The 23,680-nt window shown below is 71.9% G+C and carries 21 protein-coding genes and 2 pseudogenes; 5 read left to right on the top strand and 18 right to left on the bottom strand.

Translation table 11 applies throughout. From position 1 onward, the window contains the following. The first annotated feature begins 80 nt into the window (after positions 1 to 80). Positions 81 to 2,006, top strand: a complete 1,926-nt coding sequence (locus tag IF73_RS0104505; RefSeq protein ID WP_031003622.1) for a helix-turn-helix domain-containing protein — start codon at positions 81 to 83, stop codon at positions 2,004 to 2,006. Between the two features lie 86 nt (positions 2,007 to 2,092). Here the strand turns inward: IF73_RS0104505 and IF73_RS0104500 are convergent, their stop codons facing one another. The 14 genes from IF73_RS0104500 to IF73_RS0104440 form a co-directional block, all read right to left on the bottom strand. Beyond that, on the bottom strand, positions 2,093 to 2,350 hold the full coding sequence (locus tag IF73_RS0104500) for a hypothetical protein (RefSeq protein ID WP_031003621.1): 258 nt from the start codon (positions 2,348 to 2,350) through the stop codon (positions 2,093 to 2,095). Between the two features lie 93 nt (positions 2,351 to 2,443). Beyond that, on the bottom strand, positions 2,444 to 3,481 hold the full coding sequence (locus IF73_RS41830; protein WP_234338156.1) for an NADase-type glycan-binding domain-containing protein: 1,038 nt from the start codon (positions 3,479 to 3,481) through the stop codon (positions 2,444 to 2,446). Continuing rightward, positions 3,478 to 4,029 (bottom strand): phage tail protein, encoded by a 552-nt coding sequence (locus tag IF73_RS0104490; protein WP_031003617.1) that lies wholly within the window; start codon positions 4,027 to 4,029, stop codon positions 3,478 to 3,480. The genes IF73_RS41830 and IF73_RS0104490 overlap by 4 nt, the downstream gene beginning before the upstream one ends. A gap of 5 nt (positions 4,030 to 4,034) precedes the next feature. Beyond that, entirely contained in the window at positions 4,035 to 6,005 is a 1,971-nt protein-coding gene (locus IF73_RS0104485) for a putative baseplate assembly protein (protein WP_031003614.1), read from the bottom strand. Next, on the bottom strand, positions 6,002 to 6,460 hold the full coding sequence (locus tag IF73_RS0104480; RefSeq protein ID WP_051716520.1) for a GPW/gp25 family protein: 459 nt from the start codon (positions 6,458 to 6,460) through the stop codon (positions 6,002 to 6,004). The genes IF73_RS0104485 and IF73_RS0104480 overlap by 4 nt, the downstream gene beginning before the upstream one ends. A gap of 8 nt (positions 6,461 to 6,468) precedes the next feature. Next, entirely contained in the window at positions 6,469 to 6,753 is a 285-nt protein-coding gene (locus tag IF73_RS0104475) for a PAAR domain-containing protein (protein WP_031003610.1), read from the bottom strand. Positions 6,754 to 6,775: 22 nt separating this feature from the next. Further along, positions 6,776 to 8,620 (bottom strand): VgrG-related protein, encoded by a 1,845-nt coding sequence (locus IF73_RS0104470; RefSeq protein ID WP_037878283.1) that lies wholly within the window; start codon positions 8,618 to 8,620, stop codon positions 6,776 to 6,778. Then, a complete protein-coding gene (locus tag IF73_RS0104465; RefSeq protein ID WP_031003606.1) occupies positions 8,617 to 9,423 on the bottom strand; it encodes a LysM peptidoglycan-binding domain-containing protein in 807 nt (268 codons plus the stop codon). Before IF73_RS0104465 ends, IF73_RS0104470 begins: the two co-directional genes overlap by 4 nt. 5 nt (positions 9,424 to 9,428) lie before the next feature. Then, positions 9,429 to 9,869 (bottom strand): phage tail protein, encoded by a 441-nt coding sequence (locus IF73_RS0104460; RefSeq protein WP_031003604.1) that lies wholly within the window; start codon positions 9,867 to 9,869, stop codon positions 9,429 to 9,431. Positions 9,870 to 9,887: 18 nt separating this feature from the next. Beyond that, positions 9,888 to 11,519: a hypothetical protein gene (locus IF73_RS40900; RefSeq protein WP_158821913.1), complete on the bottom strand. Its 1,632-nt coding sequence runs from the start codon at positions 11,517 to 11,519 to the stop codon at positions 9,888 to 9,890. Between the two features lie 22 nt (positions 11,520 to 11,541). Beyond that, the gene (locus IF73_RS42695) at positions 11,542 to 11,685 is read right to left on the bottom strand and encodes a DUF6760 family protein (RefSeq protein WP_324616067.1); all 144 of its coding nucleotides are present in this window, start codon (positions 11,683 to 11,685) and stop codon (positions 11,542 to 11,544) included. Beyond that, a complete protein-coding gene (locus IF73_RS0104450) occupies positions 11,682 to 12,116 on the bottom strand; it encodes a hypothetical protein (protein ID WP_031003600.1) in 435 nt (144 codons plus the stop codon). The genes IF73_RS42695 and IF73_RS0104450 overlap by 4 nt, the downstream gene beginning before the upstream one ends. Then, a complete protein-coding gene (locus IF73_RS0104445; RefSeq protein ID WP_031003599.1) occupies positions 12,116 to 12,559 on the bottom strand; it encodes a phage tail protein in 444 nt (147 codons plus the stop codon). Before IF73_RS0104445 ends, IF73_RS0104450 begins: the two co-directional genes overlap by 1 nt. 10 nt (positions 12,560 to 12,569) lie before the next feature. Beyond that, positions 12,570 to 14,141 carry a phage tail sheath family protein gene (locus IF73_RS0104440; RefSeq protein ID WP_031003597.1) on the bottom strand — a complete coding sequence of 524 codons (1,572 nt, stop codon included), beginning with the start codon at positions 14,139 to 14,141 and terminating at the stop codon, positions 12,570 to 12,572. A 248-nt stretch (positions 14,142 to 14,389) separates the two neighbouring features. Here IF73_RS0104440 and IF73_RS37435 point away from each other — a divergent pair, with 248 nt between their 5' ends. After that, complete coding sequence (locus IF73_RS37435; RefSeq protein WP_234338155.1) at positions 14,390 to 17,917, top strand: phage tail protein; 3,528 nt, start codon at positions 14,390 to 14,392, stop codon at positions 17,915 to 17,917. 30 nt (positions 17,918 to 17,947) lie between these two features. Then, positions 17,948 to 18,487, top strand: a complete 540-nt coding sequence (locus IF73_RS0104425; RefSeq protein ID WP_031003593.1) for an SUKH-4 family immunity protein — start codon at positions 17,948 to 17,950, stop codon at positions 18,485 to 18,487. Positions 18,488 to 18,613: 126 nt separating this feature from the next. On the opposite strand, the gene IF73_RS37430 is transcribed toward IF73_RS0104425, so the two are convergent. Continuing rightward, positions 18,614 to 19,225 carry a transposase family protein gene (locus IF73_RS37430; RefSeq protein ID WP_234338154.1) on the bottom strand — a complete coding sequence of 204 codons (612 nt, stop codon included), beginning with the start codon at positions 19,223 to 19,225 and terminating at the stop codon, positions 18,614 to 18,616. A gap of 56 nt (positions 19,226 to 19,281) precedes the next feature. Next, positions 19,282 to 19,368: pseudogene (locus tag IF73_RS41825) on the bottom strand (transposase family protein); the annotation flags it as partial. A gap of 332 nt (positions 19,369 to 19,700) precedes the next feature. Here IF73_RS41825 and IF73_RS0104415 point away from each other — a divergent pair. Continuing rightward, the gene (locus tag IF73_RS0104415) at positions 19,701 to 20,030 is read left to right on the top strand and encodes a hypothetical protein (RefSeq protein WP_031003591.1); all 330 of its coding nucleotides are present in this window, start codon (positions 19,701 to 19,703) and stop codon (positions 20,028 to 20,030) included. Positions 20,031 to 20,037: 7 nt separating this feature from the next. Next, a pseudogene (locus IF73_RS37425) lies at positions 20,038 to 20,416 on the top strand (helix-turn-helix domain-containing protein); the annotation flags it as partial. 645 nt (positions 20,417 to 21,061) lie between these two features. Here IF73_RS37425 and IF73_RS0104405 read toward each other — a convergent pair. Further along, positions 21,062 to 23,086 carry an ATP-binding protein gene (locus tag IF73_RS0104405; protein WP_031003589.1) on the bottom strand — a complete coding sequence of 675 codons (2,025 nt, stop codon included), beginning with the start codon at positions 23,084 to 23,086 and terminating at the stop codon, positions 21,062 to 21,064. After that, entirely contained in the window at positions 23,083 to 23,667 is a 585-nt protein-coding gene (locus IF73_RS0104400; protein WP_031003587.1) for a DUF4255 domain-containing protein, read from the bottom strand. Before IF73_RS0104400 ends, IF73_RS0104405 begins: the two co-directional genes overlap by 4 nt. Positions 23,668 to 23,680: the final 13 nt, after the last annotated feature.

The raw sequence follows: 23,680 nt of genomic DNA, 5'->3' as shown, positions 1-23,680 counted from the left end.
CCGGTCCGCGTCCCCAGGGGGAGGACGACGGACCGGGCCACGACCGCACCCCACCGATCCCCCCCCCGCGAGGAGGCGCCATGGCCACCGGCCGCCCGACCGACGCCCGGACGCACGCGTCCACCGAGGCGGCACGCCGCGTGCTGGACCTGCTCGCCGCCGACGCCCCCGGCGAGGAGCTCGCCGCCCAGCCCGCCCGCTCCCGGGCCGACGGGGCGACCCCGGCCGACCTCGCGTGGATCGAGGAGACCACCCGGGTCGCCCTGTCGGTGCGACGGGTCCTCGACCAGTACCGGCGCCGCGAGACCGAGCTGGTGGCGCTGTACGACACCGCCGGCGACCTCGCCCGGCTGCGGGACCTCGACGCGGTGCTGCGCGCCATCGTCCGCCGGGCCCGTACGCTCCTGGGCTCGGACGTCGCCTACCTCACCCTCAACGACCCGGCGGCCCGGGACACCTTCATGCGGGTCACCGAGGGATCCGTCTCCGCCGCCTTCCAGCAGCTCCGGCTCGGCATGGGCGAGGGCCTGGGCGGCCTGGTCGCCCAGACCGCCCGCCCGTACGCCAGCACCGACTACCGCACCGACCGCCGCTACCGGCACACGGGCACCATCGACGACGGCGTGGCCGAGGAAGGGCTCCGCGGCATCCTCGGCGTCCCGCTGCGCCTCGGCGAGGAGGTCATCGGCGTCCTGTTCGCGGCGGACCGCACCCCGCGCGAGTTCACCCCCGACGCCATCGCCCTCCTCGCCTCGCTCGCCGACCACGCCGCCGTCGCCATCGACAGCGCCCGCCGCCTGGACGAGACCCGGAGCGCCCTCGCCCGCCTCGAAGCCGCCAACGCCACCGCCCGCGCCCACAGCGAAGCCCTCCACCAGGCGTCCGACGCCCACGACCGGCTCTCCAAACTGGTGCTGCGCGGCGCCGGCACCGACGAGGTCGCCGCGGAGATCGCCGCCCTGCTCGGCGGGGGAGTGGCCGTCCACGACACCGACGGCAGCGAACTCGCCCGCATCGGCACCCCACCGGTCGCCCCCTCCACCGCGAGCCTCACCGCCTCCCACACCGAAGGCCGCGCCGTCCGCGCCGACGGCGTCTGGACCTGTGCCGTCCTCGCCGGCGCCGAACCCCTCGGCAGCATCGTCCTCACCGGCCGCGGCGACCTGTCCGAGGCGGACCGCCGCCTCCTCGAACGGTCGGCGCTCGTCACCGCGATGCTCCTCCTGATCCGCCGCTCGGTCGCCGAGACCGAGGACCGGGTACGCGGCGAACTCCTCGACGACCTCCTCGCCGGCCCCGCCTCCTCGGCCCACTGGGACGCGGGCAGCCTCACCCTGCGCGCCCGCCGCCTCGGCCTCGACCTCACCCGGCCGCACGCCGTCGCCGTCCTCGACTGCGAACCCGCCGCGCGCTCCCGGCTCACGGCCGAGGCCACCCGGGTCGTCCGCGGCCTCGGCGGCCTCGCCGGCACCCGCCGCGGCCACACCGTCCTCCTCGTGCCCTCCGACCGCCCCGGCCTCCTCGCCCACGGCCTCGCCGCCGACCTCGCCCGGATCCTCGGCACCCCGGTCACCGTCGGCACCGCCGGCCCCGGAACCGGCCCGGACCACCACGCCGCCCTCCACGCCGAAGCCCTCCGCTGCCTCACCGCGCTGCACGCCCTCGGCCGCACCGGAGAGGGCGCCGACATCGCCGACCTCGGCTTCATCGGCGTCCTCCTCGGCGACCGCGCCGACATCGGCTCGTACGTCGAACGGGTCCTCGGCCCCGTCCTCGCCTACGACACCGAACGCGGCACCGAACTCGTCCGCACCCTGCACGCCTACTACGACCAGGGCGCCAGCCTCTCCCGCGCCAAGGACGCCCTCCACGTGCACGTGAACACCGTCGTCCAGCGCCTCGACCGCGTCGCCCAGCTCCTCGGCCCCGACTGGAACACCCCCGCCAGCGCCCTGGAGATCCACCTCGCCCTCCGCCTCCACCAGCTCACCGCCGCGCGCCCCTGACGCGACAACCCGTGCACCCTGGTCCTGTGAGGTCGCCCCCGTGCCGGCCGGCCTCTCACAGGCCCGGGTGGCACGGGGGCGGGGCGTCAGTGCCCGGGCTGCGGTGCTCCGGTGGCGTGGTCGACGACGTTGCCGTGGGAGCAGTTGTTCTTGTGGTCGCCCGTCCAGTCGCTCAGGGCGGGGACCACGGCGAGTTCCTGGACGCAGACGTCGGCGGCGGTGGAGTTCCAGTGGTTCGCGGCGTCGACACCGCTCCCGAAGCCGCCGTCGTGGTCGGCGAAGGCGGGCGTGGCGGCGGTGAGGGCCGCGGCGGCCATCAGGCCGCAGGTGATGATCTTTCGCATGGTCGGGGAACGCGCGGCGGACCGTGCAGGTAACGAGGCGAACGGCTGAACGAGAAGAGGCGGGCCGCCGGGCTCGTGTGGGGCCCGACGCGTTCAGCCGCGGTGGCCGAAGAACTCGACCTCCGCCAGGGCGAGATGGCGGCCGCGGGCCGTGCCGTAGGCGGTCTCGGGGGTGATGCGGACGTGGGTCACCCGGGAGGCGCGCAGGGTGAAGGTCTGCTGGCCCGGCTGGTCCTTGAGGGTGAGGCGGCGGGTGTCGGTGTCGCCGTTCGCCGCGACGACCTCCACCAGGATCCGTGCCGGGCGGGCCTGCGTCAGGAACTCGTCCTTCTTCGCCGACGTGCCCGCGAAGACCACCAGCTTCGTCACCCTGACGCCCGGCGCCCCGAACTCCGCCTCCAGCGTCGCGCCGGTCGCGGGCGCCGCCCAGTAGCGGTTGCTGAAACCGTCGAAGGCCGCGCCCGCCGGATGGCCCTTCAGCGCCCGGGAGGCGCGTACCGCCGACGGCGGCAGCGACTCCGGCGGGCTCGTCTCCTCCCGGGCCAGGCCGAGCAGGCGGCCCGCGTGCGGCAGGCCGAACCAGATGCCGCCCGCCAGCAGGACCAGCACCAGCGGCATAAGGATCCGGGGCCTGCGCCGGGACCGGCGCGGACGGGTGCCGGCGAGCGGCGCCTGCCGCCCCCGGCGGCGCAGCAGCCGGCGCCACCACGGCGGCCGCGCCTCGGGCCGGGGCCCGGGGGCCAGCGGCCGGGCGCACCGGACGCACAGGGTGCGGTCGGCCTCGTTCCCGGTGCCGCAGGCCCCGCAGCGGAGGGTCGCCGCCGGCGACGAGACGACGGGCTCCGGGGCCGGCGTCTCGGGCGGGGGACCGGGCACCGGCGCGTCGGTCTCCGCCCCGGGCCGCCGCGGCCCCGCCGCCGCGGGCGCCTCCACCGGGGCGGGGGCGGGGGCAGGGTCTGGCTCGGCGGGCGGTACGGGTACGGGAGGCGGCGCGGCGGCGTCCGCCGTCGCCGGGGCCGGCCCCGTACCGGCGGGCTCGGTCTCCTCGCCCTCCCAGTCCAGGAACGCCCCGCAGGACGCGCAGAACGGCGTCCCCGGCGCGTTGCGCAGGCCGCACGTCGGGCAGGTCATCTCGTACCGCCGGGCGTGAGTTCCAGAGTGAAGCCGACGTGGGCCGGGAGCTCCGCGGCGATGAGTTCCTCCAGGCGTGCCCGGTTGACCCGGCCCGGATCCGGCGGGGCGAGCCGGACCGTGACCCACGGGCGGCGGGTGCCCGGCAGCGGGGTGCCGGGCGTGGGCGACCAGACCGTGCCGCCGCTCTCCTCGATCGCGACCGGTGCGCCGCCGGTCTCCAGGCGGAGCGCCTCCGCGAGGCCGTGGAGGGTGCCACGGGACCGGTGGCGGTCCACCGCGCCGAGGACGGCGGCGCGGCGGCGGTCCGGGGGGCTGTCCTCGTGGGGTTCGACGGCCACCCAGCCGGCCAGCCAGTCGAGGAAGTCCTCGGGCGCGGTGCGCGGGTCGAGGTGGGCGGGGAGGTTGTCCATGCTGAGCAGCACCGGCGCCAGGACCTCGTCGAGCGCGGCCAGGAACCGGGCGAGGAAGTCGTGTTCCAGGTAGACCGCGGGCAGCAGGTCGATCAGCGGGTGCGGGCTCGGCAGCCCGGGGACGTCGGTGCGCACGGCGGTCAGACCTCCCGGACCCGCAGCTGGTGCTCGTACGAGAAGACGAGGGCGTGCCGGTCGAGGGGGATCCGCCCGTCGGGCACCTCGGTCCGCTGCCCGGTGACGGGGTCGGCGCGGTAGAGCCGGACGTCGTCGACCAGGTCGACGCCGGGGACCCGCTGGAGGACCGCGTACGCCTCGCCGGTCTGCACCGGGCGGCCGAACGGCCAGCCGGTGCCCTCGGGGCCGCCGGTCAGCGCGTTGAAGTAGCCGTCGAGGGCGGCGAGGGCCTTCTCCCGGACCCGCTCGGCGCTGGCGCCGCGGCCGGCCTGCACGGTCGCGACGAAGGTGACGCCCTGGTAGAACGGCGGCTCGACGACGAGCCGGGCGCCGACCGGGCGGCGGGCGTCGAGGTGGGCCGCGATCCGTTCGAGGGTCCGGGGCGGCGGCCGCAGCTCGTCGAAGGCGATCCGGCCGCGGGCGTCACCACGCCCGGACGGCACGACGAGCAGCCGCACCCCGCCCTCGTCGTCGTCGGGGACGCAGTGGACGCGGGCCGCGTCCGGGGCGACCTCGCGGGCGAGCAGCTCGTAGTCGCGGGGAACGACGGCCCGCTGGAGGGTCCGCAGGGTGAGCGGGCCGCGGATCCGGGCGCTGTCGACCGTCTCGCCGTCGACGCCGCCGAGCGCCGGCCGGCGGTTCTCGACGCGCGCCACGAACGGCACCGTCCCGCGCAGGACGCGCAGGGTGGAGCGGGCCACGTTGCCGCGGACCCCGCCGCCGGTGCGGTACGCGCGGACCCGGACGGTCGCCCCCTTCGGCGGGACGGCGCCGAAGTGCCGTACGGTGCCGTCCCGTTCGCGCACGGCCGGGCCGAAGTCGACGCGGCCGGTGCCCTCGTCGAGGGTGAAGTGCCGGTCTGCGGGGCCGGAGTGGGCGAAGTCGTCGACCCGGGTCCAGGGCGGTGCGGTGTCGTCGCCGGCGTCGGGCGCGGTCACCTCCAGGGTGAACTCGCCGGGGACGACCGGGGGTCGGTCGACGGTGAAGGACTGTCCCGCCACGCCCTCGGCCGTCCCCAGGAGCTCGTCCGTGATCCGCTCGGCGTGCTCGGCGCCGACCGTCGCGCCGATGGTGAAGGCCGTGATCCCGCGGACCACCGGCGGCGCCACGTACGTCGGCTGCCCGGGCGCCGCCGCCACGAGCCGGCAGCGCAGCCAGCCGGCGGTGCGCCGCACGATGCTCAGCGCGGTGTGCGTGGCCGGCAGGTGCAGGATCAGCTCGCCGGACCGGTTGAAGCCGCCCGTGTCGTCCTTCTCCACCTCGCAGGCCGTCCAGCGGGCCCCGTCCCACGCCTCCCACACCAGGGGCGGCCGCAGCGGGTCGACGCCGACGCCCTGCACGTCGCAGTCGAGGCGCAGCACCACCACCCCGGCGGGGACCGGCGTCGACAGGCCCACGTAGAGGGCGTCACCGGGGGCGGGCGCGGGGGAGAAGCAGGGGACGTCGCGGCCGAGGGCCAGCTCGTCGGTACGGTCCACCGGGTCGGCGGCCGGGCCCGCACCGGGACCCCCCGCGGGCAGGGTCGCCAGGGCCGCGTACGCGCACGGCACGATCGTCAGGTCCCGGGTGGTGCCGAAGACGACGGCCGGCTCGGTCTCGGTGCGGACCGTCGCCACCTCCGTACCGGCCCGCACGAACACCGGCTCCGGCTGGGGCGCGGAGAGCCGGAAGGTGACGTCGGTGGTGGCGGCGGTCGGCGGGTGGAGCCGTACCCCGATGAGGTCCAGGAAGGTCAGATAGCTCTTCTCCGGCACCCGGTTCACCCGGTAGACGAGCTGGTCGACCATGGTCGCGAACGCCTCGATGAGGGTGACGCCCGGGTCCGACACGTTGTGGTCGGTCCACTCCGGGCAGCGCCGCTGCACCAGCCGCTTGGCCTCGTCCACCAGGCTCTGGAAGTGCCGGTCGTCCAGATGGGGGCTGGGCAGGGTCATGAGCGGTCCTCCTCCGGCCCGCCGGTCCCGGGAGTCCCCGGGTCCGACGGCAGGGCGGTGTCGTGGCGCGGGATCACATAGAACGGGAACACCAGGTTCCGGGGGTCGTTGGCGCCGCGCACCGTGTAGCCGATGTCGATGTACAGCACGCCGTTGTCGACCTCGTCGAAGCGGACCGCGATCTCCGTCACCTCGATCCGGGGCTCCCAGCGCTCCAGCGCGAGCCGTACCTCGTACGCGAGCTGTCCGGCCGTGCCCGCGTCGGCCGGCGCGAAGACGTAGTCGTTGATCGCGCAGCCGAACTCGGGCCGCATCGGCCGCTCCCCGGGCGAGGTCGCGAGGATCAGCCGGATCGACTCCTCCAGCTCGCGCTCGCCCCGGACGAGCGCGATCGACCCGGTCGCGTCCGTGCGCGGCGGAAACGCCCAGCCCGCGCCGATGAACTCCTGCCCCATGGTTCCCCTCAGCCTCCGATCAGCACCGACGGACAGCCCGACACGATCGCCGAGCCGCAGCCGGACAGGTCGCCGACCCGGGCGGCCGGACGGCCCCCGATCAGGACCGTCGTGGACCCGGGCGGCGCCAGCGCGGTCGGCGGATGGGCCGCCGGGGACGCGCACTGGTGCGCGGTGCCGACGGTGGCGGCGGGCTGCCCGCCGACGAGGACGGACGCCACCCCCGGCGGGCCGATCACCCCCGGGTGCGTGGTCGGGTCGCCGACCCGCGCGGCGGCCGCTGCCTGTGCCATGACTCTCCCCCCCCCGTACCCGTCAGTTGATCTTCACCAGGGGCGCGTTGACGGAGAGCGTCGTGCCGCCCTTCAACTCGGTGCGCTGCGTGCCGTCCACCGTCACCGCGGACCCCCGCACCTCCAGCGCCCCGCCGGTCGCCAGCCTCACCGCACCCTGCCCGCCGTCCACCTCCACACCCTGACGGGCCGTCACCGAGACGCGGTCGCCGCTGAGTTCGAGCGCACCCCGCTCGGCGGCGACGCTCACCCCGCCCGACGCCGTGATCGACACCTTCTCCTTCGCGGAGATCCGCACCGCCCCGTCGCTGCCGATGGTGACCGTCGTCCCCGCCTGGTCCAGCTCGATGGTCAGCTTCCCGTCGCCAGTGCGCAGCCGCACCCCCTGCGCCCCGCCCGCCGCGTCGAGCAGTTCCAGCTTGTGCCCGCCCTTGGAGGCGAACGCCCGCCGGTCCACCGCCCCGGACGTCGGATCCACGGCCCCGCCGCCGGACGGCCGGTCCTGACCGTTGTAGAGCCCGCCCAGGACGTACGGCCGGTCGAGGCGACCCAGCTCGAAGCCGACCACCACCTCGTCCCCGACCTCCGGGATGTACGGCTCACCGCCGCCCGTACCCGCCGCCTGCGCGGTCCGCGCCCAGTCGCTCGCGTACTCGTCCGACAGCCACGGGAAGGTCACCTTCACCCGCCCCGAACCGTCCGGGTCCTGCGTGTCCGTCACCGTCGCGTTGACCAGCCCGCCCGGCCGGCGCCCCTCCGCGGGCCCCCCGCCGCCCGTCAGGCCGAACAGCGACCGCTCCTGCTGCCCGGAGACGGTGAGCCACGTCTCGTACCCGCGCACCGCGTCGAAGACGTGCCGCGAGGACGTCACCGTGTACCGGCCCTCGAACGGCGCGCCGACCGCGTTGAGCGCCACCGCCGTGCCCGCCCGCACCTGCGGATCGCCCCGGATCACCGCCTCCAGCTCCGCGAACGACCCCGCGATCCGCTCCGCCAGCGCCTTCGCCGCCCGGTCCACCCGCTCCTGCGTGCCGTACCCGCCGTCCGTGACCACGTGCCGTGCCTCCCCGAACGGCGCCGTCACCTGCGCCGCGGTCACCCCCAGCGCCAGCCGCGGCGACGTCCCCGCCGGGGCCCGGCCCACCAGGGCCCGCTTCCCCCGCACGTCCCAGCCCCGCACCTCCACCTCGGAGACCTGCTCGGCGGCCGACACCGACGCCCGGCAGCGCAGCAGATTGGCCCCCCGCTCCAGCACCAGCGGATCCCGGTCCGCCCGCGCCGACGCGTCCGGCGCCCCGCCCGCCTCCGCCGGCCTCACCACGTGCAGCCGCCCGTCCCGTACGTACGCCTGCGCCCCCGCCTCCTCGGCCAGACCGCGCACGAACTCCCAGTCGCTGACGTTGGCCTGCGCCACGTGGTCGAGCACCGGCCCCGCCACGTCCACCGTCCCCGGCTTCAGCCCGGCCCGCTGGGCGACCTGGGCGACGATGTCGGACAGCGTCATGTTCTGGTACCCGGCCACCCGCGCCCCGCGCAGCAGCCGGTACGTCTCGTCGAGCCCGCGCACCACCGTGTACGTGCCCGACTCGTCCAGCTCCAGTTCGAGCGCCGTCACCACCCCGGTCAGCAGCGGCAGCGGCTCCGTGCCGCCGCCGCCCCGCGCCAGCAGCCGGATCTCCGCGCCGACCGCGATCCCGCCCTGCGCGAGCAGCGTCCGGTCCGGGTCGCGGAACCGCAGCAGGAACAGGTCCGGCAGCGTACGGCTGTCGTCGACGTACCCCTCCACCAGCGTGTTCATCAACCGCACCGGCAACGGGCTGCCACCGACCTCCACCAGCAGCGCGGACGCCACCCCCGGCGCCATCAGCGACCACCACCCACAGCCGGCCCCCCGGCAGCCCCCTGACGCAGCCGGCCCAGCTCGTCCGGCGCCGGCAGCAGCAGCCGGGTGCCGGGCGCCAGCCGCAGCGGGTCGTCGATGCCGTTCGCCTCCGCGATCACCCGCCACGCCGCCGGATCGCCGTACTCGCGCTGCGCCAGCGACGGCAGCGAGTCCCCGGCCGCCACCCGGTGCGTGCGGCGAGCGGTCAGCGCCCCCGACGTCGGGTTCTGCCCGGGCGTCTCCCCGCTGATCTCCTCCATCGTGACCAGGCAGACCGCCCGGATCGGCACGCCCGAGGTCGTGAACAGCGTGTACTTCGCCTGGACCTGGCTCACGTACCCGGGGAAACCGGTCAGCCCGCCCCAGTGGAACACCACCCACGGCGGCGACGACCGCTGCTGCTGCCGCGTCTCGCTCGTCGGCACACAGCACGCGAAGAGCTGCTCCACCGAGGTGACCACCCGGGTGTCCTGGGTGTCGCCCGCGTCGAAGAACATCTCCACCGTCAGCTTGCTCGGCTGCGGCCCCTGGTACTCGGGCGGCCCCGCGCTCTTCGCCCCCTTGGCCGGCGTCCGCTTCCACGCCGCCGCCTTGGTGAGGCTCAACTCCTTCGGATTGAACTGGAAGTCGATCCGCCCGCACGGCGCCCCGGGCGTCAGACCGCCACCCGACGGCGGCGTCCGCAGCTCCAGATAGGCGTGCTCCAGCTTCGGCCGGGCGGCCCGGCCCTTCCCGGCGGACGCGACGCCGGAGGTGCCGGCCGCGCTGAAGGCGATGGGGGCGCTCATGCCGGTCAGCCCTCCATCACATAGCCGTGGTGGGCGATCTCGATCGTCTCGATCGCCACCTTCGGCGACTCGGGCGTGAACGACGGCCCCGTCCACCGCACCGGCACCACCTCCAGCAGCCCCCACTGGGCCACCGTCCGCCCGTCCCCGGTCCGCGCCTCGATGTGCGCGGTCTTCCGCGTGAACCCGGTCGTCATGCCGGCGAACCAGCGCGCCACCTTCTCGGTCTCCCGGGTGAGCGGACGCGACAGCTTCACGTGGGAGTACTTGAGCCGGGTCGGCAGCTGCCACACGTGCCCGTTGTTGCCGCCCTCCTCGCGCGTCTCCAGGACGACCTCGCAGCCCAGGCCCTCGCAGGTGTTGAAGGACCCGAGCTCGATGTCGTCGATGGTGACGACGAAGCAGACGCTGACGGCGGGTTCGTCGTTCGGGGCGGCGGTGGCCATGGAGCCGGTCCTTCCTTGTCAGAGCCGGGTGTCGATGAGCCGGCCCGCGCGCTCGCGCTCCAGCCGCAGATCGGCCTTGAAGAGGCGGGCGAGCCGGGGGTAGAGGGCCCGGACGAACTCGTCGGTGACGGGGGGTGCGGTCGGTGGGGTCGGTGGGGCGGTGGTCTCACCGGTGGGGCCAGGGCTGGGGGCGGGGCCGACGTCCTCGTCCGGTACGGGGTCGGGCGCGGCCGCCTCGACGTCCTCCGGTGGTGGGGGCGGGGGCTCCTCGGCGGCGACCTCGCGCTGGACGAAGAGGGCCGCCGACGGGGTCGCGGGTCGGTGGTGGACCACGGGCGGGGGCGGTGGCGGTGTCCCGAAGACCACGCTGCCGTCGGCCATCCGCTGGGCGACACCGGCGGCGACGGCCACGTCCCCGGCGTCGCGGGGCGGCTGCGGCGGCTGCGGCGGCCGTGGTGGCGTCGGTACGGGCCGCGCGGTCGCGCGCTGGACGAGGGCGGGGGTGGGGCGCGACGACAGGTGGGAGGTCTGACGCGGTACGGCCGGAGCCTCCCACCGGACGGGGACGGCCGCCGCGGCGGCCGGGGCGGTGGCGCTCGGGGCGGGCTCCGAGCTCACGGACCGCAGCACCAGGGGCCGGTCCGCGAGAAGCTGCGCCACCGGCTCGGGGGCGGGCGCGGGCGTCGGCGCCGGGAGCGGGGGCAGCGCGGCGGAGTCTGTCCGTACGCGGGTGGGCGCGGCGGCCGGAACGGGGGCGGGCACGGCCGGCGCGGCACCGGGGGCCTCGCGCTGCGCCGTCGGCGGGAGCGCCGGGAGCGGCGCGCCGAGGCCGGGGGAGCGACGGGGCGGTGGTGACGGCGCCGGTGACGGGCGCGAGGGCCGTGGTGCGCCGGTGGGCGGGAGGGAACGCTGGACGGGCGGGGCGGCGGTCTCGGGAGCGGCGTCGGGCTCCGGTGCGGTGTCCAGGAGCGGCCGCTCGCCGACCAGGGGGCGTACCGAAGGCTCCACGTCCGCACCGTCCGTGGGGGCGGGAGAGAAGGGCGGCACGTCCGGTGCCCTCGTCTCGACCTCCGCCGCTCCCCGGCTCGCCACGCTCTCCGTCGGTCCCGTCGGTCCCGTCGGCCCCTCTGGTGCCCGTTGGATCTCTCGGATCTCGGGGTTCTCCCTGCGATCGGGAGCGTGCGTCGCACCAGGAGCAGGATCGGGACCAGGGCGGCCGGGTACGGGCAGGGACGCCGCCCGCTGCACGGGCGCCGCCGACGGCGCCGTCGCAGGCGGCCGTACGCCCGGGAGCTCCGGCACGGGTGACCCCGCCAGGGGCACCGACTCCGCCGGCCGGACCCCGTCACGTACGGGAAACTCCACCACCGACACCGACCGTTGGACGGGCTTCGTCACTCCCCGGACGAGTCCGCCCGGCGCCTCCGCGCTGATCAGGTGGCCCAGCGGGGTGGAGAGGGCGGTCGGCTGCCGGGTGGGCAGCCCGCGTTCGAAGGCGGACGGGTCGGTCACGAGCGCCGGGGCGCCCAAGGTCCGCTGGATCGGCGGGAGTTCGGCGACGTCGAACCGGTCCTCGCGGGCCGCGGGCGCGGGCGGGCCGGCCGGGCGCTCTGCCCCCCGTCCGCCGCGCAGCCAGGACAGCAGTCCCATGGTTCCGTTCCCTCCCCGTCGGTCATCCTCCGCCGAGGCGGGCCGCCTGGGCGACGAACCTCTGACGTTCCGCGTGCTCCAGGTCGAGGAGCTGATCCAGTGGCCAGTGGAAGTGGTGGGCGAGGTACGCGACCTCCTCGTACAGCTGGTCGGCCGCGTACGTCAGGATTCCCCCAGGCGGCCACCGGCGAGGTCCACCGCGAACTCCTCCTGGCAGGACGGACAGGTGACGGCGGCGCGGGTGTGCCCCTCGGCGTTGATCCGCCGGTAGAAGTCCTGGAGGAAGGCGAGGTCGGAGGCGAACAGGTCCTCGACGACGCCGGGATGGATGTCGTCGACCGTCCCGATCCGCGTGACCACCCGGGAGATGAGCACCACCGACAGGTACGCGGAGTTCTCCCTGACCCGGTCGTCCCGGAGCGGCACCAGCTCGTCGCGGGCGGTCGCCAGCCGCATGACGCCGTCGCGGTGGACGGTGCCGTGCTCGTCGACGTACCCGCGGGGCAGCCGGAACGGGAACTCGGTCCGCAGCCCCGCCCCGGTGTCGTGGTCGCCGTGGCCCGCCGGGGCCGGCGCGGCCGCCGTCGTACGCCGCATCAGTCGACTTCCATGCTCTCGTAGGTGATGACGAGCTTCTCCGTCAGGACGGAGGTGTCGCCTGCCTTGAGGGCGCCGATCTCCAGGGACTTGGGCCAGGCGTTGATCAGCTTGTACCGCTTGATGGGGAGGCCCTCGTAGTCGTAGACGATGATGGCGCCGTTGCGGCGCGCGTCGCTCATGCGGCCGAACCGCGAGTCCTTGATCCACCGTTCGAAGCTGCTGTCCTCGGTGAGTCCGCGGGAGACGGTGACCTCGCCGGCCTTGGGCCGTCCGGGCAGCTTCTTGACGGCGTACTTGCCGTCGGCGGTGTTCTGCTTGAGCTCGATGACGTCCTGCTCCATCTTCAGGCCGCTGACCTCGGTGATCTGCCTGATGATGACGCTGTCGAACTCGAGGCCGAAGGAGTGTCCGACCGAACTGTCGAGATCGGGAAGGGGCACGAGGGACTCCTCACTCGTCGACGGCACCGGTGCCGCTGGTCAGCTGGGACAGGCGGAAGACGACGAACTCGGCCGGCCGGACCGGCGCGACGCCGATCTCACAGACGACGTGGCCCGAGTCGACGCTCTCCGGAGGGTTCGTCTCGCGGTCGCACTTCACGTAGAACGCCTCCTCGGGGTTGAGCCCGAACAGGGCGCCCTTGCGCCACTCGTTGACCAGGAAGGCGGCGACGGTGCGGCGGATCCGTGCCCACAGGGCGTCGTCGTTCGGCTCGAACACCACCCACTGGGTGCCGGCCAGGATCGACTCCTCCAGGTAGTTGAAGAGCCGCCGCACGTTGAGGTACCGCCACGACGGGTCGGAGGAGAGCGTGCGCGCGCCCCACACCCGGATGCCCCGGCCGGGGAACGCGCGGATGCAGTTGACGCCGACCGGGTTGAGCCGGTCGTGCTCGCCCTTCGTCAGCTGCGTCCGGAGGGCGACGGCGCCCCGCACGACCTCGTTGGCCGGGGCCTTGTGGACGCCGCGCTGGTCGTCGTTGCGCGCCCAGACGCCGGCGATGTGCCCGCTCGGCGGCACCGGGGTGATCCGGCCGGTCGACGGGTCGGCGACGTCGATCCAGGGGTAGTACAGCGCCGCGTACTTGGAGTCGTACCCCGCCCGCTCGGAGCGCCAGGCGGCGACCTCCTGCGGGCTCAGCCCGGGCGGCGGGTCGAGGACGGCCACCCGGTCGCCCATCAGCTCGCAGTGCGTGATCAGCCCCTGCTGGACGGCGATCACCCCGTCGAGGTCGATGAGCCCGCGCTCGTACGCGCTCATGAGGTCCGGCACGGCCACGGTGGTGACGTCTTCCACCGCCTCCAGGCCGCCGAGTCCGGAGCGCCGGTCGGCGTCGCCCACGTACACCTCGGGGGTGAGGGCCGTCGCCCCGCCGCTCGCCGGGGCGGGCGGCGCCGGGGCGAGCGTGACGGTCTGCGGCTCGGGGCGCGCCGGCGCGGCACCGGTGCCGGGCTCGCTGATCTCGATGAGCGCGGAGGCGGCGTTGACGCGGGTGGCGACGTTCTCCTTGCTGCGCTTGGTGGTGACGGAGGGGTATGTCTCCACCTCCTCGCCGTTCTGACGGACGATCAGCCGGAAGGCGTCGGAGGGCGGGTCGTCGCCCTCGACGTCCGCGATCTCGACGGTGACCGTGCCGGTGACGCCGGGGCGGGCGACGACCGAGTACGCGCCGATGGCGGTCGGTCCGGTGGCCGTGACCTCGCCGGGCCGGCCACGTTCGCCGGCTCCGTCGGGTACGTCCTCCGGCGCCGGCGCGGTGCCGTCGTCGACGCGGACGACGTAACAGGTCCCGCCCCCGTTCGCGAAGAATCCGTACACCGAGGCGGCGAGGTAGGTGCCCTCGACGAAGTCGCCGAAACGGCTGACGAACTGGCTCCAGTTCGTGATCAGCGTCGGCTCGTCGAAGGGCCCCTTGCGGGCGAAACCGACGAACGCGGCGACCGAGGTGCCGACCCCCTCGATCGGACGGGAGCCGGACTGGACCTCTTCGACGTAGACGCCAGGGGACAGATACGACGGCATGCGGTGCTCTCTCTCCTCGACGTCACTCCTCGACCGGGGCCCCGGCTGGGGAACGGCTCCCGTGGAACCGGGCCATTCTCACGAGCGGGCCGATCACCCGGAACGGATGATCGGCCGCCCGCCCGGGCAGCGTGAACTGCCCGAAGGTGCAGGGGAGTCGGGGCCGCACCGAACCCTCCTCGCTCTCCGTGCGAGCACGGGGCGGCGGCCAGGCTGGCCGTGCGGCCACGGCGACCGGGAGGCGATGGATGAAGGAGGTCCCGGAGAAGAAGCCGTCGGCAGACCGTCCGACAGGACCGACCTCCTCCCGTGCGGGCGGCCTTGCCCCCCACAGTGTGCAGCGCCTCCAGGGCGCGGTGGGCAACGCGGCGGTGGCCCGGCTCGTTGCGCAGCGGTACACCGCCCCCGTGAAGACGCCGCCGAACGCGGCGCCCGGTTTCCGCCGGGTCGGCGCGGACGTGGCCGCGAAGAAGCGGACGATGGCGGCGCACGCGCCGGCGGCGGCCGAGTCGAAGGCCGCGCAGGACGCGGCGGTGGCGCCTCCGGACGACAAGGAGGCGCAGGGCAAGGCCGCGAACGCGGAGAAGATGAACGCGGCGAAGCCGGGGGAGTTCGACAAGGCGGCGTTCGTCGCCGCCGTCGACAAGGCGATCGAGGCGCAGGCGCCGAAGAACCTCGACGAGGCCGACAAGTTCTCCAAGTCCGGCAAGGCCGACAGGGTGAAGGAGGAGGTCGACGGGAAGGTCGGGGAGGGCAAGGACACCTCGGCGAAGGACATCGAGACCGCGACGAAGGCCCCGCCGGACACGTCGGCGGCGAAGGACAAGCCGGTCACCCCGCTCGCCCCCGACCGCCCGCCGGCCGATCCGGGTGCGCCGAGCGCCACCGACGCCATCCCCGAGAAGCAGCCGCCGGCGGTGACGGACTTCTCCCAGGGCCCGGCCGAGAACGACAAGGCGATGGCCGACGCCGAGGTCACGGAGGAGCAGCTCGCCAAGGGCAACGAGCCGGAGTTCGACGAGGCCCTGAAGGCGAAGAAGACGGCGGAGACGGACTCGGCGAAGGCCCCCGGCAAGGCGCACACCGCCGAGGACCAGCAGCTGGCGACGGCGAAGGCGGGCGCCGCAGCGGCGGGCGCGCAGGCGATGAACACCCTGACGGCGACGCGGGCGGCGGCGGGCAAGGCGGTCGACGGCGGAAAGGGCGAGACGAAGTCGAAGGACGAGCAGAAGCGGGCCGAGGTCACCGCGAAGCTCCAGAAGGTCTTCGACGCGACGAAGAAGGACGTCGAGGCGACGCTCACGGGCCTCGACCAGAAGGTGGACACGGCCTTCACGTCAGGGGAGAAGGCGGCCCGGGACGCCTTCACGGCCGACCACAAGGCCCGCATGAAGAAGTACAAGGACAAGCGCTACGGGGGCCTTCTCGGCAAGGGTCGCTGGCTGAAGGACAAGTTCGCCGGCATGCCCCAGGAGGCGAACGACCTCTACCAGGAGTCGCGCAAGCTGTACGTGGCCCGCATGCGGACGGTCATCTCACAGGTGGCGGACCTGATCGGCGTGGAACTCGGCCGCGCGAAGGCGAGGATCGCGCAGGGCAGGACGGAGCTGAAGGCGGAGGTCGACCGCCTCCCGGCCGAGCTGCGCGCCTTCGGCGAGGAGGCGCAGCAGGATTTCGCCGGCAAGTTCGAGGACCTGGAAGCGAGCGTCGACGAGAAGTCGGAACAGCTGGTCCAGGACCTGGCGAACAAGTACACGGCGGCGCTGAACGCGGTCGACGAGGAGATCAAGAAGCTCCAGGAGGCGAACAAGGGCCTCATCGACAAGGCGAAGGACGCGATCGTCGGCGTCATCAAGACGATCAACGAACTGAAGAACCTTCTCCTCGGCATCCTGGCCAAGGCCGCCTCCGCGATCATGAAGATCATCAAGGACCCGATCGGCTTCCTGGGCAACCTGGTGAAGGCGGTGGGAGCCGGACTCAACCTCTTCGTCAGCAACATCGGCGAGCACCTGAAGAAGGGCCTGGTCTCCTGGCTCCTCGGCACGGCGACGAAGGCGGGCCTGGAACTCCCCGACCGCTTCGACCTGCGCGGCATCATCCAGCTCATCACCGGCCTCCTTGGCCTGACCTGGGACAACATCCGCTCCCGCATCACCCGCAAGGGCGCCCCGGAAGAGGCCCTGGGCGCGGTCGAGACGAGCGTCCCGGTAGCGAAGAAGCTCGCCACGGAGGGCCCGGCGGGCGCCTTCGAGGAGATCAAGGCCGAAACGGGCGACCTGAAGTCCACGATCCTCTCCAAGCTGACGGAATACCTGATCCCCACCGTCATCATCGCCGGCATCACCTGGATCGTCTCCCTCCTCAACCCGGCCTCGGCCTTCATCCGAGCGGTCAAGGGCATCATCGACATCGTCACCTTCGTGGTGAACCAGGGCGCCCAGATAGCCGACTTCGTCAACGCGGTCCTGGACGCGGTCATAGAAATAGCCAACGGCGGCGCAGCCGGCGTCCCGAAAATGGTCGAAACGGCCCTGGCCGCCAGCATCCCCCTCCTGATCGGCTTCCTGGCGGCCCTCCTGGGCATCGGCGGCCTGGCGAACAAGGTCAAGTCCGTCTTCCAGGCCGTCTCCCGCCCGGTCAACCGCGCCATCGACAAGATCGTCGACTTCATAGCGAAGAAGGGCAAGGCCCTCTGGCAGAAGCTGCGAAAGGACTCAAAAAGCCCCGCGAAGGATGGCTCTACGCAATCGCTGGCGGCCAAGCAGAAGGTGGCAAAAGCGGCCTCACGCGACGCACACCGTCGTCTGACAAAGGGAGACGTGAGCCCGGAGCAGGCGCCAGGGATCATCTCTCAAACTCTGGCCGAGTGGAAACCGAAAGGTGTAAAAGACCTTCGTGTCGTACGGAGTGGCGAACATACTTACTCTGTCGAGGCCGCGGTTAACCCTGTCGAGCGTACGGGGCCGGCGGCAGTCATTCTGGAAGAGCAGGCGTTTTTATCTTATCAGCAAGCAATGGGGCAGCCAGAGCCGGGTGGCAGTCAAGATACGCGGAACGTACCGACCTGGGCGCGCGGAGTCTTCTCCTATGACGCCGAGGCTACGGAGTACGGACCTACGAGAAGCGGGGAGAAGCGGAGTGTTCAGAACGAAGTCGGGGTGGCTAAAGGTACTCATGCGGAAGAAATGCTGGTCGCGCATTTCCTTAATGTCTGGGAGGGTAAGCTGGAGCAGCGGAAATGTAACGTCAGCCTTGAGATCGACGTCTCGGCGAGCTGTTGCATCAACTGTGCCGAATATATTTCCGAAAAGTTCATCAAGAGGCTTGAGGGTGCTGGCTGCTCGGTCAATGCGACCTTCTACTTCAGTCGAGCCTATCAAGGTGAGTCGCCCAGCAAGGATGGAGATGGTAATGTCGTCGGCCACCAGACCGTTGTGCGAGAATCCACAAAAAACAGGGCGGAGTTCGAGAAGCTACGGAATGCGGGCAAAATATCGCCAACGACACATGCGGCAAGATCGTGGGGCCGAGCTGCAGACGCGCCGACCGAGACGGAGTCGACATATGAGGTACGTCGCGGGAAACAGCAGTCCCAAGCAGCTCTCGCGATCCTGCGTAATGCCGGAGCGGTAGTAAAGTTTCTGGACAGGGACCGTATGGATCCCTCGACAATTCCGGAAACCATTGAGCCGGAAGATGAGAGGCTCCTCCAGAGGCGCAAGAAGCAGCTCATGAAATGGCTCCATGAGGCAGAGAATCAACTTGTAAACTGAAGTGTCCAAATAATTGCCCAGGAGAATGTAGTGGCGTTCAAGGATCGCTTGGTCGCGGCATTTCCCGACGACGACTTCACGGTCGGTTCGCCCGACAGTTTGCCGCCGGGAATTGTAGATCATGCCACGGTCAATCTTCTGCTCGATGTCGGTTTTCCGGAACATGTGGTGTCGCTCTTCTTCTTCGAGGACCTGGAGGATGGTCTCGAGACTCTCGGCGACTTCAGGAATTCTCCCACTCTACCCGAGAGTCTTTCCAGGCTGTATCTCATCGGAGTTTCCGATCTTCACTCGGCGTGCCTTGATGGAGAATCGGGAAAATGCTACTTCGTGCCGAAGGGTATGGAGAACTCATTTCAGGCGGCAAGTACGCTGAAGAACTTTCTGGAATTCATGGCCGACCTTAACGAAGCCATTCTTAGCGTGCATCCGGATTCATCCGATGCGTCTCTGGATCAGCTGGAAGATGCTCTGGTCTCGTCGATGTATGAGTGCGACCTTGTCTCCTTGAACTCGTCTGAGGGAGAATGGCGCAAATTGATCCGACGAAGCTTCGGCTTCGTCATGTAAGCCATCGTCTCGGACGCGCTTCTTGTGAGCGCAAGGTGTTCGGCGTTGCGGAGTTCGCTTTTAGTCCCCTAACGAGCTCGTGCATGGTTGGCGGTGAGACGTCGAGAACTTCGGTGTGGCTCGTGTTCACATCTGCCGTGTCGAGTTCAGGTCCACGGTCTGCTGGTGGGACAGCAGGCCGGCGATGGCTTGGATGGTGTCGCTCATGTGCTCGCGGCGGCCGAGGTGACGGGCGAGGGCTCGCCAGTTCTTCAGGTGAGCGATGCCGTGCTCGACACGGATGCGGCGTGAGGAATGGGCCTTGCGCTGGCGCTCGTGCATCTCCTCGTACCAGGCCGGGGCGTTCTTCTTGAACTTGCGGTGTGGCGGTGTCACCACGCGTCCGCCGGTCTGGGCGCTCAGTCCCTGGTAGCCGGCATCGGCGAGAACTTCGACCGCGGGCCCGTCGGCCAGGAGCTTGACCAGCCCTAACTGGCGGGCATGGGTGATGCCTGCGCAGCTTGCGGGACGGGCCGGGCTGCACCACAGCACGTGGCCTTCGCCGTCCGTGACCACCAGGGATTTGACGGCGTTCTGCTTGTTCTTGCCGGAGCTGTACTTGTCCCGGTCCTTGCGTCCGGCGGCGGGTCGGCGGACCCGGATCGCGGTGCCGTCAACGTGCCGGTCTTCCCGCTCGCGCCGAGATGGTCGACGACCTCGGCCAGGGTCCGCAGCTGTACGTCGGGGCTGACGGTGCACCCTCGCTCGGCGAGCAGGGGCCGCACCTCACCGATGGCCCGGGTGATGGTTGAGCGGTCCACGCCGAACCAGCAGGCCAGCACGTCGTGGGTGGCCCCGTGACGAAGATGGACGAGGGTGGCCAGCAGTCGGTCGACGAACACCAGCTGGTGCTTCGCGCCAGCCCCCACAGCCCGCTTCCGCGGTCGGGAGGCAAGCCTGGCCTGGTGACGCTCATGCCGCAACGGGCCGATTTCGCGGACGAGTTCGACCAACACTCCGGCCGTCAGGCCCGTGATCCGCCGGTTGCTGATGATTACTGCACGAGTCGCATTCCCACCACCCGACCATGATCAACTGTCTGGGGCTCGACGTCTCACCGCCAACCATGCACCAGCTCGTAAGTGCTGTCCCGTAAGTCGGAGCTTCTGCCCAGCGACTGGGCCTCAGCCAATATCCGCGGGCTTGCGACCGCGTGTTGTGGCAACCTGCCGTCATGCCAGCAGAACTGAGAGAACATGCAGGCCGTCACTACGCCATCCAGTTCCACTACGCCTTGCCTGACGACTCCTGGTCTGTGGAGCTGAGCGAGGCCGTGCCTGCGCCAGCCGCGTGGGCTGAGACGACCTATCTGCCTGGGCCGCCCTTTCTTGCGGCGCTCGTCCCCGACGAGGACCCTGATCTGGAGCCAACCGTCCATGTCTATAGCCCTGACGGGCACGCCGTCCCCTACGAGATCATGCAATGGTTCATGGAGGAGGTGGCTGACCAGGTGGAACGCTGCCGCATCGCGTTCGAGCAGGGCGAACCTGAAGCAGTGCAATGATCATGCAATGGCTAGTGTGATCAAGGCGTCGGAGCCGTCATGGATAGGTCCGTTTACCGGGCTGAGCCCGCGACAGTTCGGAAGGCTCGTGACAGCCCTGCGGCGGGAGGGTGCCGACCCCGAGGCGTAAAGGTCGGCCCTGGAGACTTCCGCTGGAGAACCGGGCCCTGCTGGTCGCAGCGTACTGGCGTACGAACCTGACGATGCGACAACTCGCACCACTGTTTGGGGTATCCAAGTCGGCGGTGGACCGCATCATCGACCATCTCGGACCGATGTTTGCGCTCCAGCCCCGCAAACGGTTCGCCAAGGACACCGTGCTCATCGTGGACGGCACTCTGGTCCCCACCCGCGACCCCACCATGGCCGAGCAGTTTAGATCATTTACGGGACAGCCCTTAGTCTCCCTCATGCGTAAACTCCTAGGTCGTTGAGAGAGGTGACCGGCGTCGCAACTTTTCGATGCACGGCCTTTTTGGTTCCTAAAGCTGCCGCATTCAACCAGCCGCCCGCCCGGGCTGAGTGGGTTGCCAAGCTCATCGAGAGTGGCCGCCACCGCAGGCTCCCGACCCATCCGAGTGCCCTCGTGGGCACAGCCGCCGGCATCGGCACATTCGTCGGTACCGCCCCGCCTGTACCGCGGTCGTCGTCGAGTGCTGTCTCGCAGGGCCCCGGGCTGCTGTGCTTCGTGCGTGCACACCGACCGCGATTACGATCTGATCGAGGCTCTTCGCCGAGTGTGAACGTGCCGGCGTGGCCGGCTTCTCCCGGGCGTCGTCGTTACGGTGTGACCGTTCAGGTGTCGCCGACCCCGGGGAGTTGCTGCGGATCTCGCCCTCGCTGCCCGGCTGTCGACATGACGTGATTGCGGCCCAGAGCGACTGCATCCCCCAAACCTGCGAACGCCCCACGACCCACCGGCCCTTGTGGGCGGCACGAGCACCGGTCGAACGAAGCATCGCGAGGCCGAAGTCTTGTCCCAGGGTGCGTTACTGTCCTGGCTACCTGACCCCCAATTGTCGCAGCCATTGTCACCTGGCAACGTCAACGTTGAAGAAGCTCAGCAATTCAGCGTAGGGCCCGAACTCCGAGGCCAGGGTCAGCCGGCCCAGTTTCTGGTACTCCCTCTGTACCGCGTGGATCAGCATCCCCATGGTCAAGGGGCCGCCCGACTCCGCCGCGAGGTACGCCGCCGTTACCGCTATCGAGCGGATGTTGCCGCCTGAGAGTTCGAAGGCGTTTGCGCAGAAGTCGAGGTCCAGGTCCGTGGCTCGGGGGAGGTGGGGGCCCAGGGTGCGGTCCCACAGCAAGAGGCGTTGGGGGGCGTCGGGGACGGGGAAGTCGATGATGAGGTCCAGGCGGCGGGTGAAGGCGTCGTCCAGGTTCGCGCGGAGGTTGGTGGCCAGGATGGCCAGGCCGTCGAAGGACTCCATGCGCTGGAGGAGGTAGGCGGACTCCACGTTCGCGTAGCGGTCGTGGGCGTCCTTCACGTCCGAGCGTTTGCCGAAGACGGCGTCCGCCTCGTCGAAGAGGAGGACGCCGTTGACGCCTGCCGCTTCCGTGAAGATGCGTTCCAGGTTCTTTTCCGTTTCGCCTACGTACTTGTCGATCACCGTTGCCAGGTCGACTGTGTAGAGGTCCAGGCCCAGGTCTGCCGCTATGACCTCCGCCGACATCGTCTTGCCCGTGCCCGAGTCGCCGGCGAACAGGGCTGCTACTCCCCGGCCCCTGCCGCCGCCCGGGCGCATCGACCATGTGCCCAGGACGTGGTCGCGGTGGCGGGCTCGGGCGGTCAGTTCGCGGAGTTGGGTTTCCGTGTCCGGGGGGAGGACCAGGTCCCGCCAGGTGACGGTGGGTTCTATGCGGCGGGCCAGCCGGTCCAGACCCGCCGCGTTCTGGGCTCGGGCGCCTTGGCGGATGTGGTCCGCGGTGAGCTTCGTGGCCTCCAGGCCCGCCTTCTGGGTCGCCGCCCTCGCCGCGCGGACGGTCTGCTCCGGGGTCAGGAGGAAGGGGGCCAGGATGTCCTCCACCGGCAGGGGAACGTCCTCGCCCGCCGTCTCGCGCCACAGCTCCGCCCTCGCCTCCGGGCCCAGCCTCGGTGCGCGGACCAGCAGCGGGGGTGCCGTCGACCAGGCCGCGTCCCAGGGGAGGCGGCCTACCAGGGTCACCGGGACCGGGAGTTCCGTCAGCGCGCGCAGCAGGCCCGGCCGCTCCCGGGCCACCGCGTCGACCGGTGCGCACACCAGGCCGGCGCCCGTCAGGCGGGCCTCGCGGACGAGGCAGCGGATCGCCTCCGGCGGGGCGGGGTCCTCCGCCAGGCGGGACAGGTCCAGGCCGAGGACGGTGCGGCCCGCCGCCTCCAGTGCCGACGCCGCCAGGGCCGTACCCGCGCCGCCCTGGTCCTCCTGGAGGTAGATCAGGGCGGTGGCCCCCGACGATGACAGGAAGCGGGCCAGCGCCTTCGGGTCGGCCACGCCTCGTACCGCCTCCCAGGGGGCTCGTACGTCGGCCAGGCGGGGGTCCGGGGTGTCGTCGCCCAGCAGGTACGCCGTCACCCGGTCCGGGACGCGGAGCGCTCGGCCCAGGAAGGGGCGGTCCCGGTCCTCGACCAGGAGCAGGCCGCCCGCGCGGAGCGGGGCCCGTTCGCCCAGCCTCGCCCTCGCGTCGCGGTCGGCGTGCGGCATGCCGCACAGGCCCAGGGCCAGGCCGGCCGAGGGGCGGCGCCGGGTCACGTCGTCGTTGAGGTAGCCGTAGAAGGACTCGAAGCGGTCGTCCAGGTCCGGCAGCAGCGCGATCAGCAGGATGTCCACGTCCAGGGCGGAGAGGCCGAAGTCCCGCGCCAGCGACCACAGCCGGGACGAGGACGACGCCGGCGTCAGCGGTTCCGGCGGCGGGAAGGCTCGCGGCGCCTCCAGCAGGCGCTCCACCGCCTCCTCCGTCAGGTACAGGCCGCGGAAGGCGTCGTCCGGATCCGGGTCCACCGCCCGCCGCGCCTCCACCGCGCGGCGGATGCGGAGCTCCATCTCCTTTGCCCCGGCGAGGAGTTCTTCCGTCATGAGTCGAGCCTGTCGCCGAAGCGGACCTCCAGGCCCTCCTCGCCGACCGGCGGGCCCGCCACGTACCGCGGCGACGCCGTCACCGGCACGCTCACCACCAGGTCCAGCGACGGCTTCAGCTCGCCGCCCAGCGCGCTCCACACGTCCGCGAAGGACCGGTCCTCGGGCGGCGGCAGGGCGATCGACAGCGGGACGGCCGCGCCGAGTTCCGCGAGGGTGCCCGTGAGCCGGGCCGGCGGGAGCGCGTCGTACCGCAGCAGGCACGCCAAGAGCGAGGAGAGGAGGCGGTGTTCGTCCTCCGGGCGTTTCGTCCACGCCGTGATCAGGTACGACAGTTTGAAGTAGCGCGGCGGGCGCCGGCGCGCGACGACCACGCCCCGCTCGTCGTACTCGTTGTGCAGGCCGCGCTCCCGGCGCCGCATGTCCTCGCGGATGTCGTACAGGTACAGGTTCACCATCGGCGCGTTGACCTTCGCCGCCCACTCGCGTGTGGGCGCGTCGAAGACCACCGCCACCTGCCCGCCCTCCAGGACCTCCGCCCGGATGAGGGCGCGCAGGACGTCGTCGACCTCGTGGATCACCGGGTCCGCCCCC

The sequence above is a fragment of the Streptomyces sp. NRRL F-5727 genome (genome assembly GCF_000719555.1).
Lineage (GTDB): Bacteria > Actinomycetota > Actinomycetes > Streptomycetales > Streptomycetaceae > Streptomyces.
This window is presented reverse-complemented; position numbering and strand designations above follow the sequence as displayed.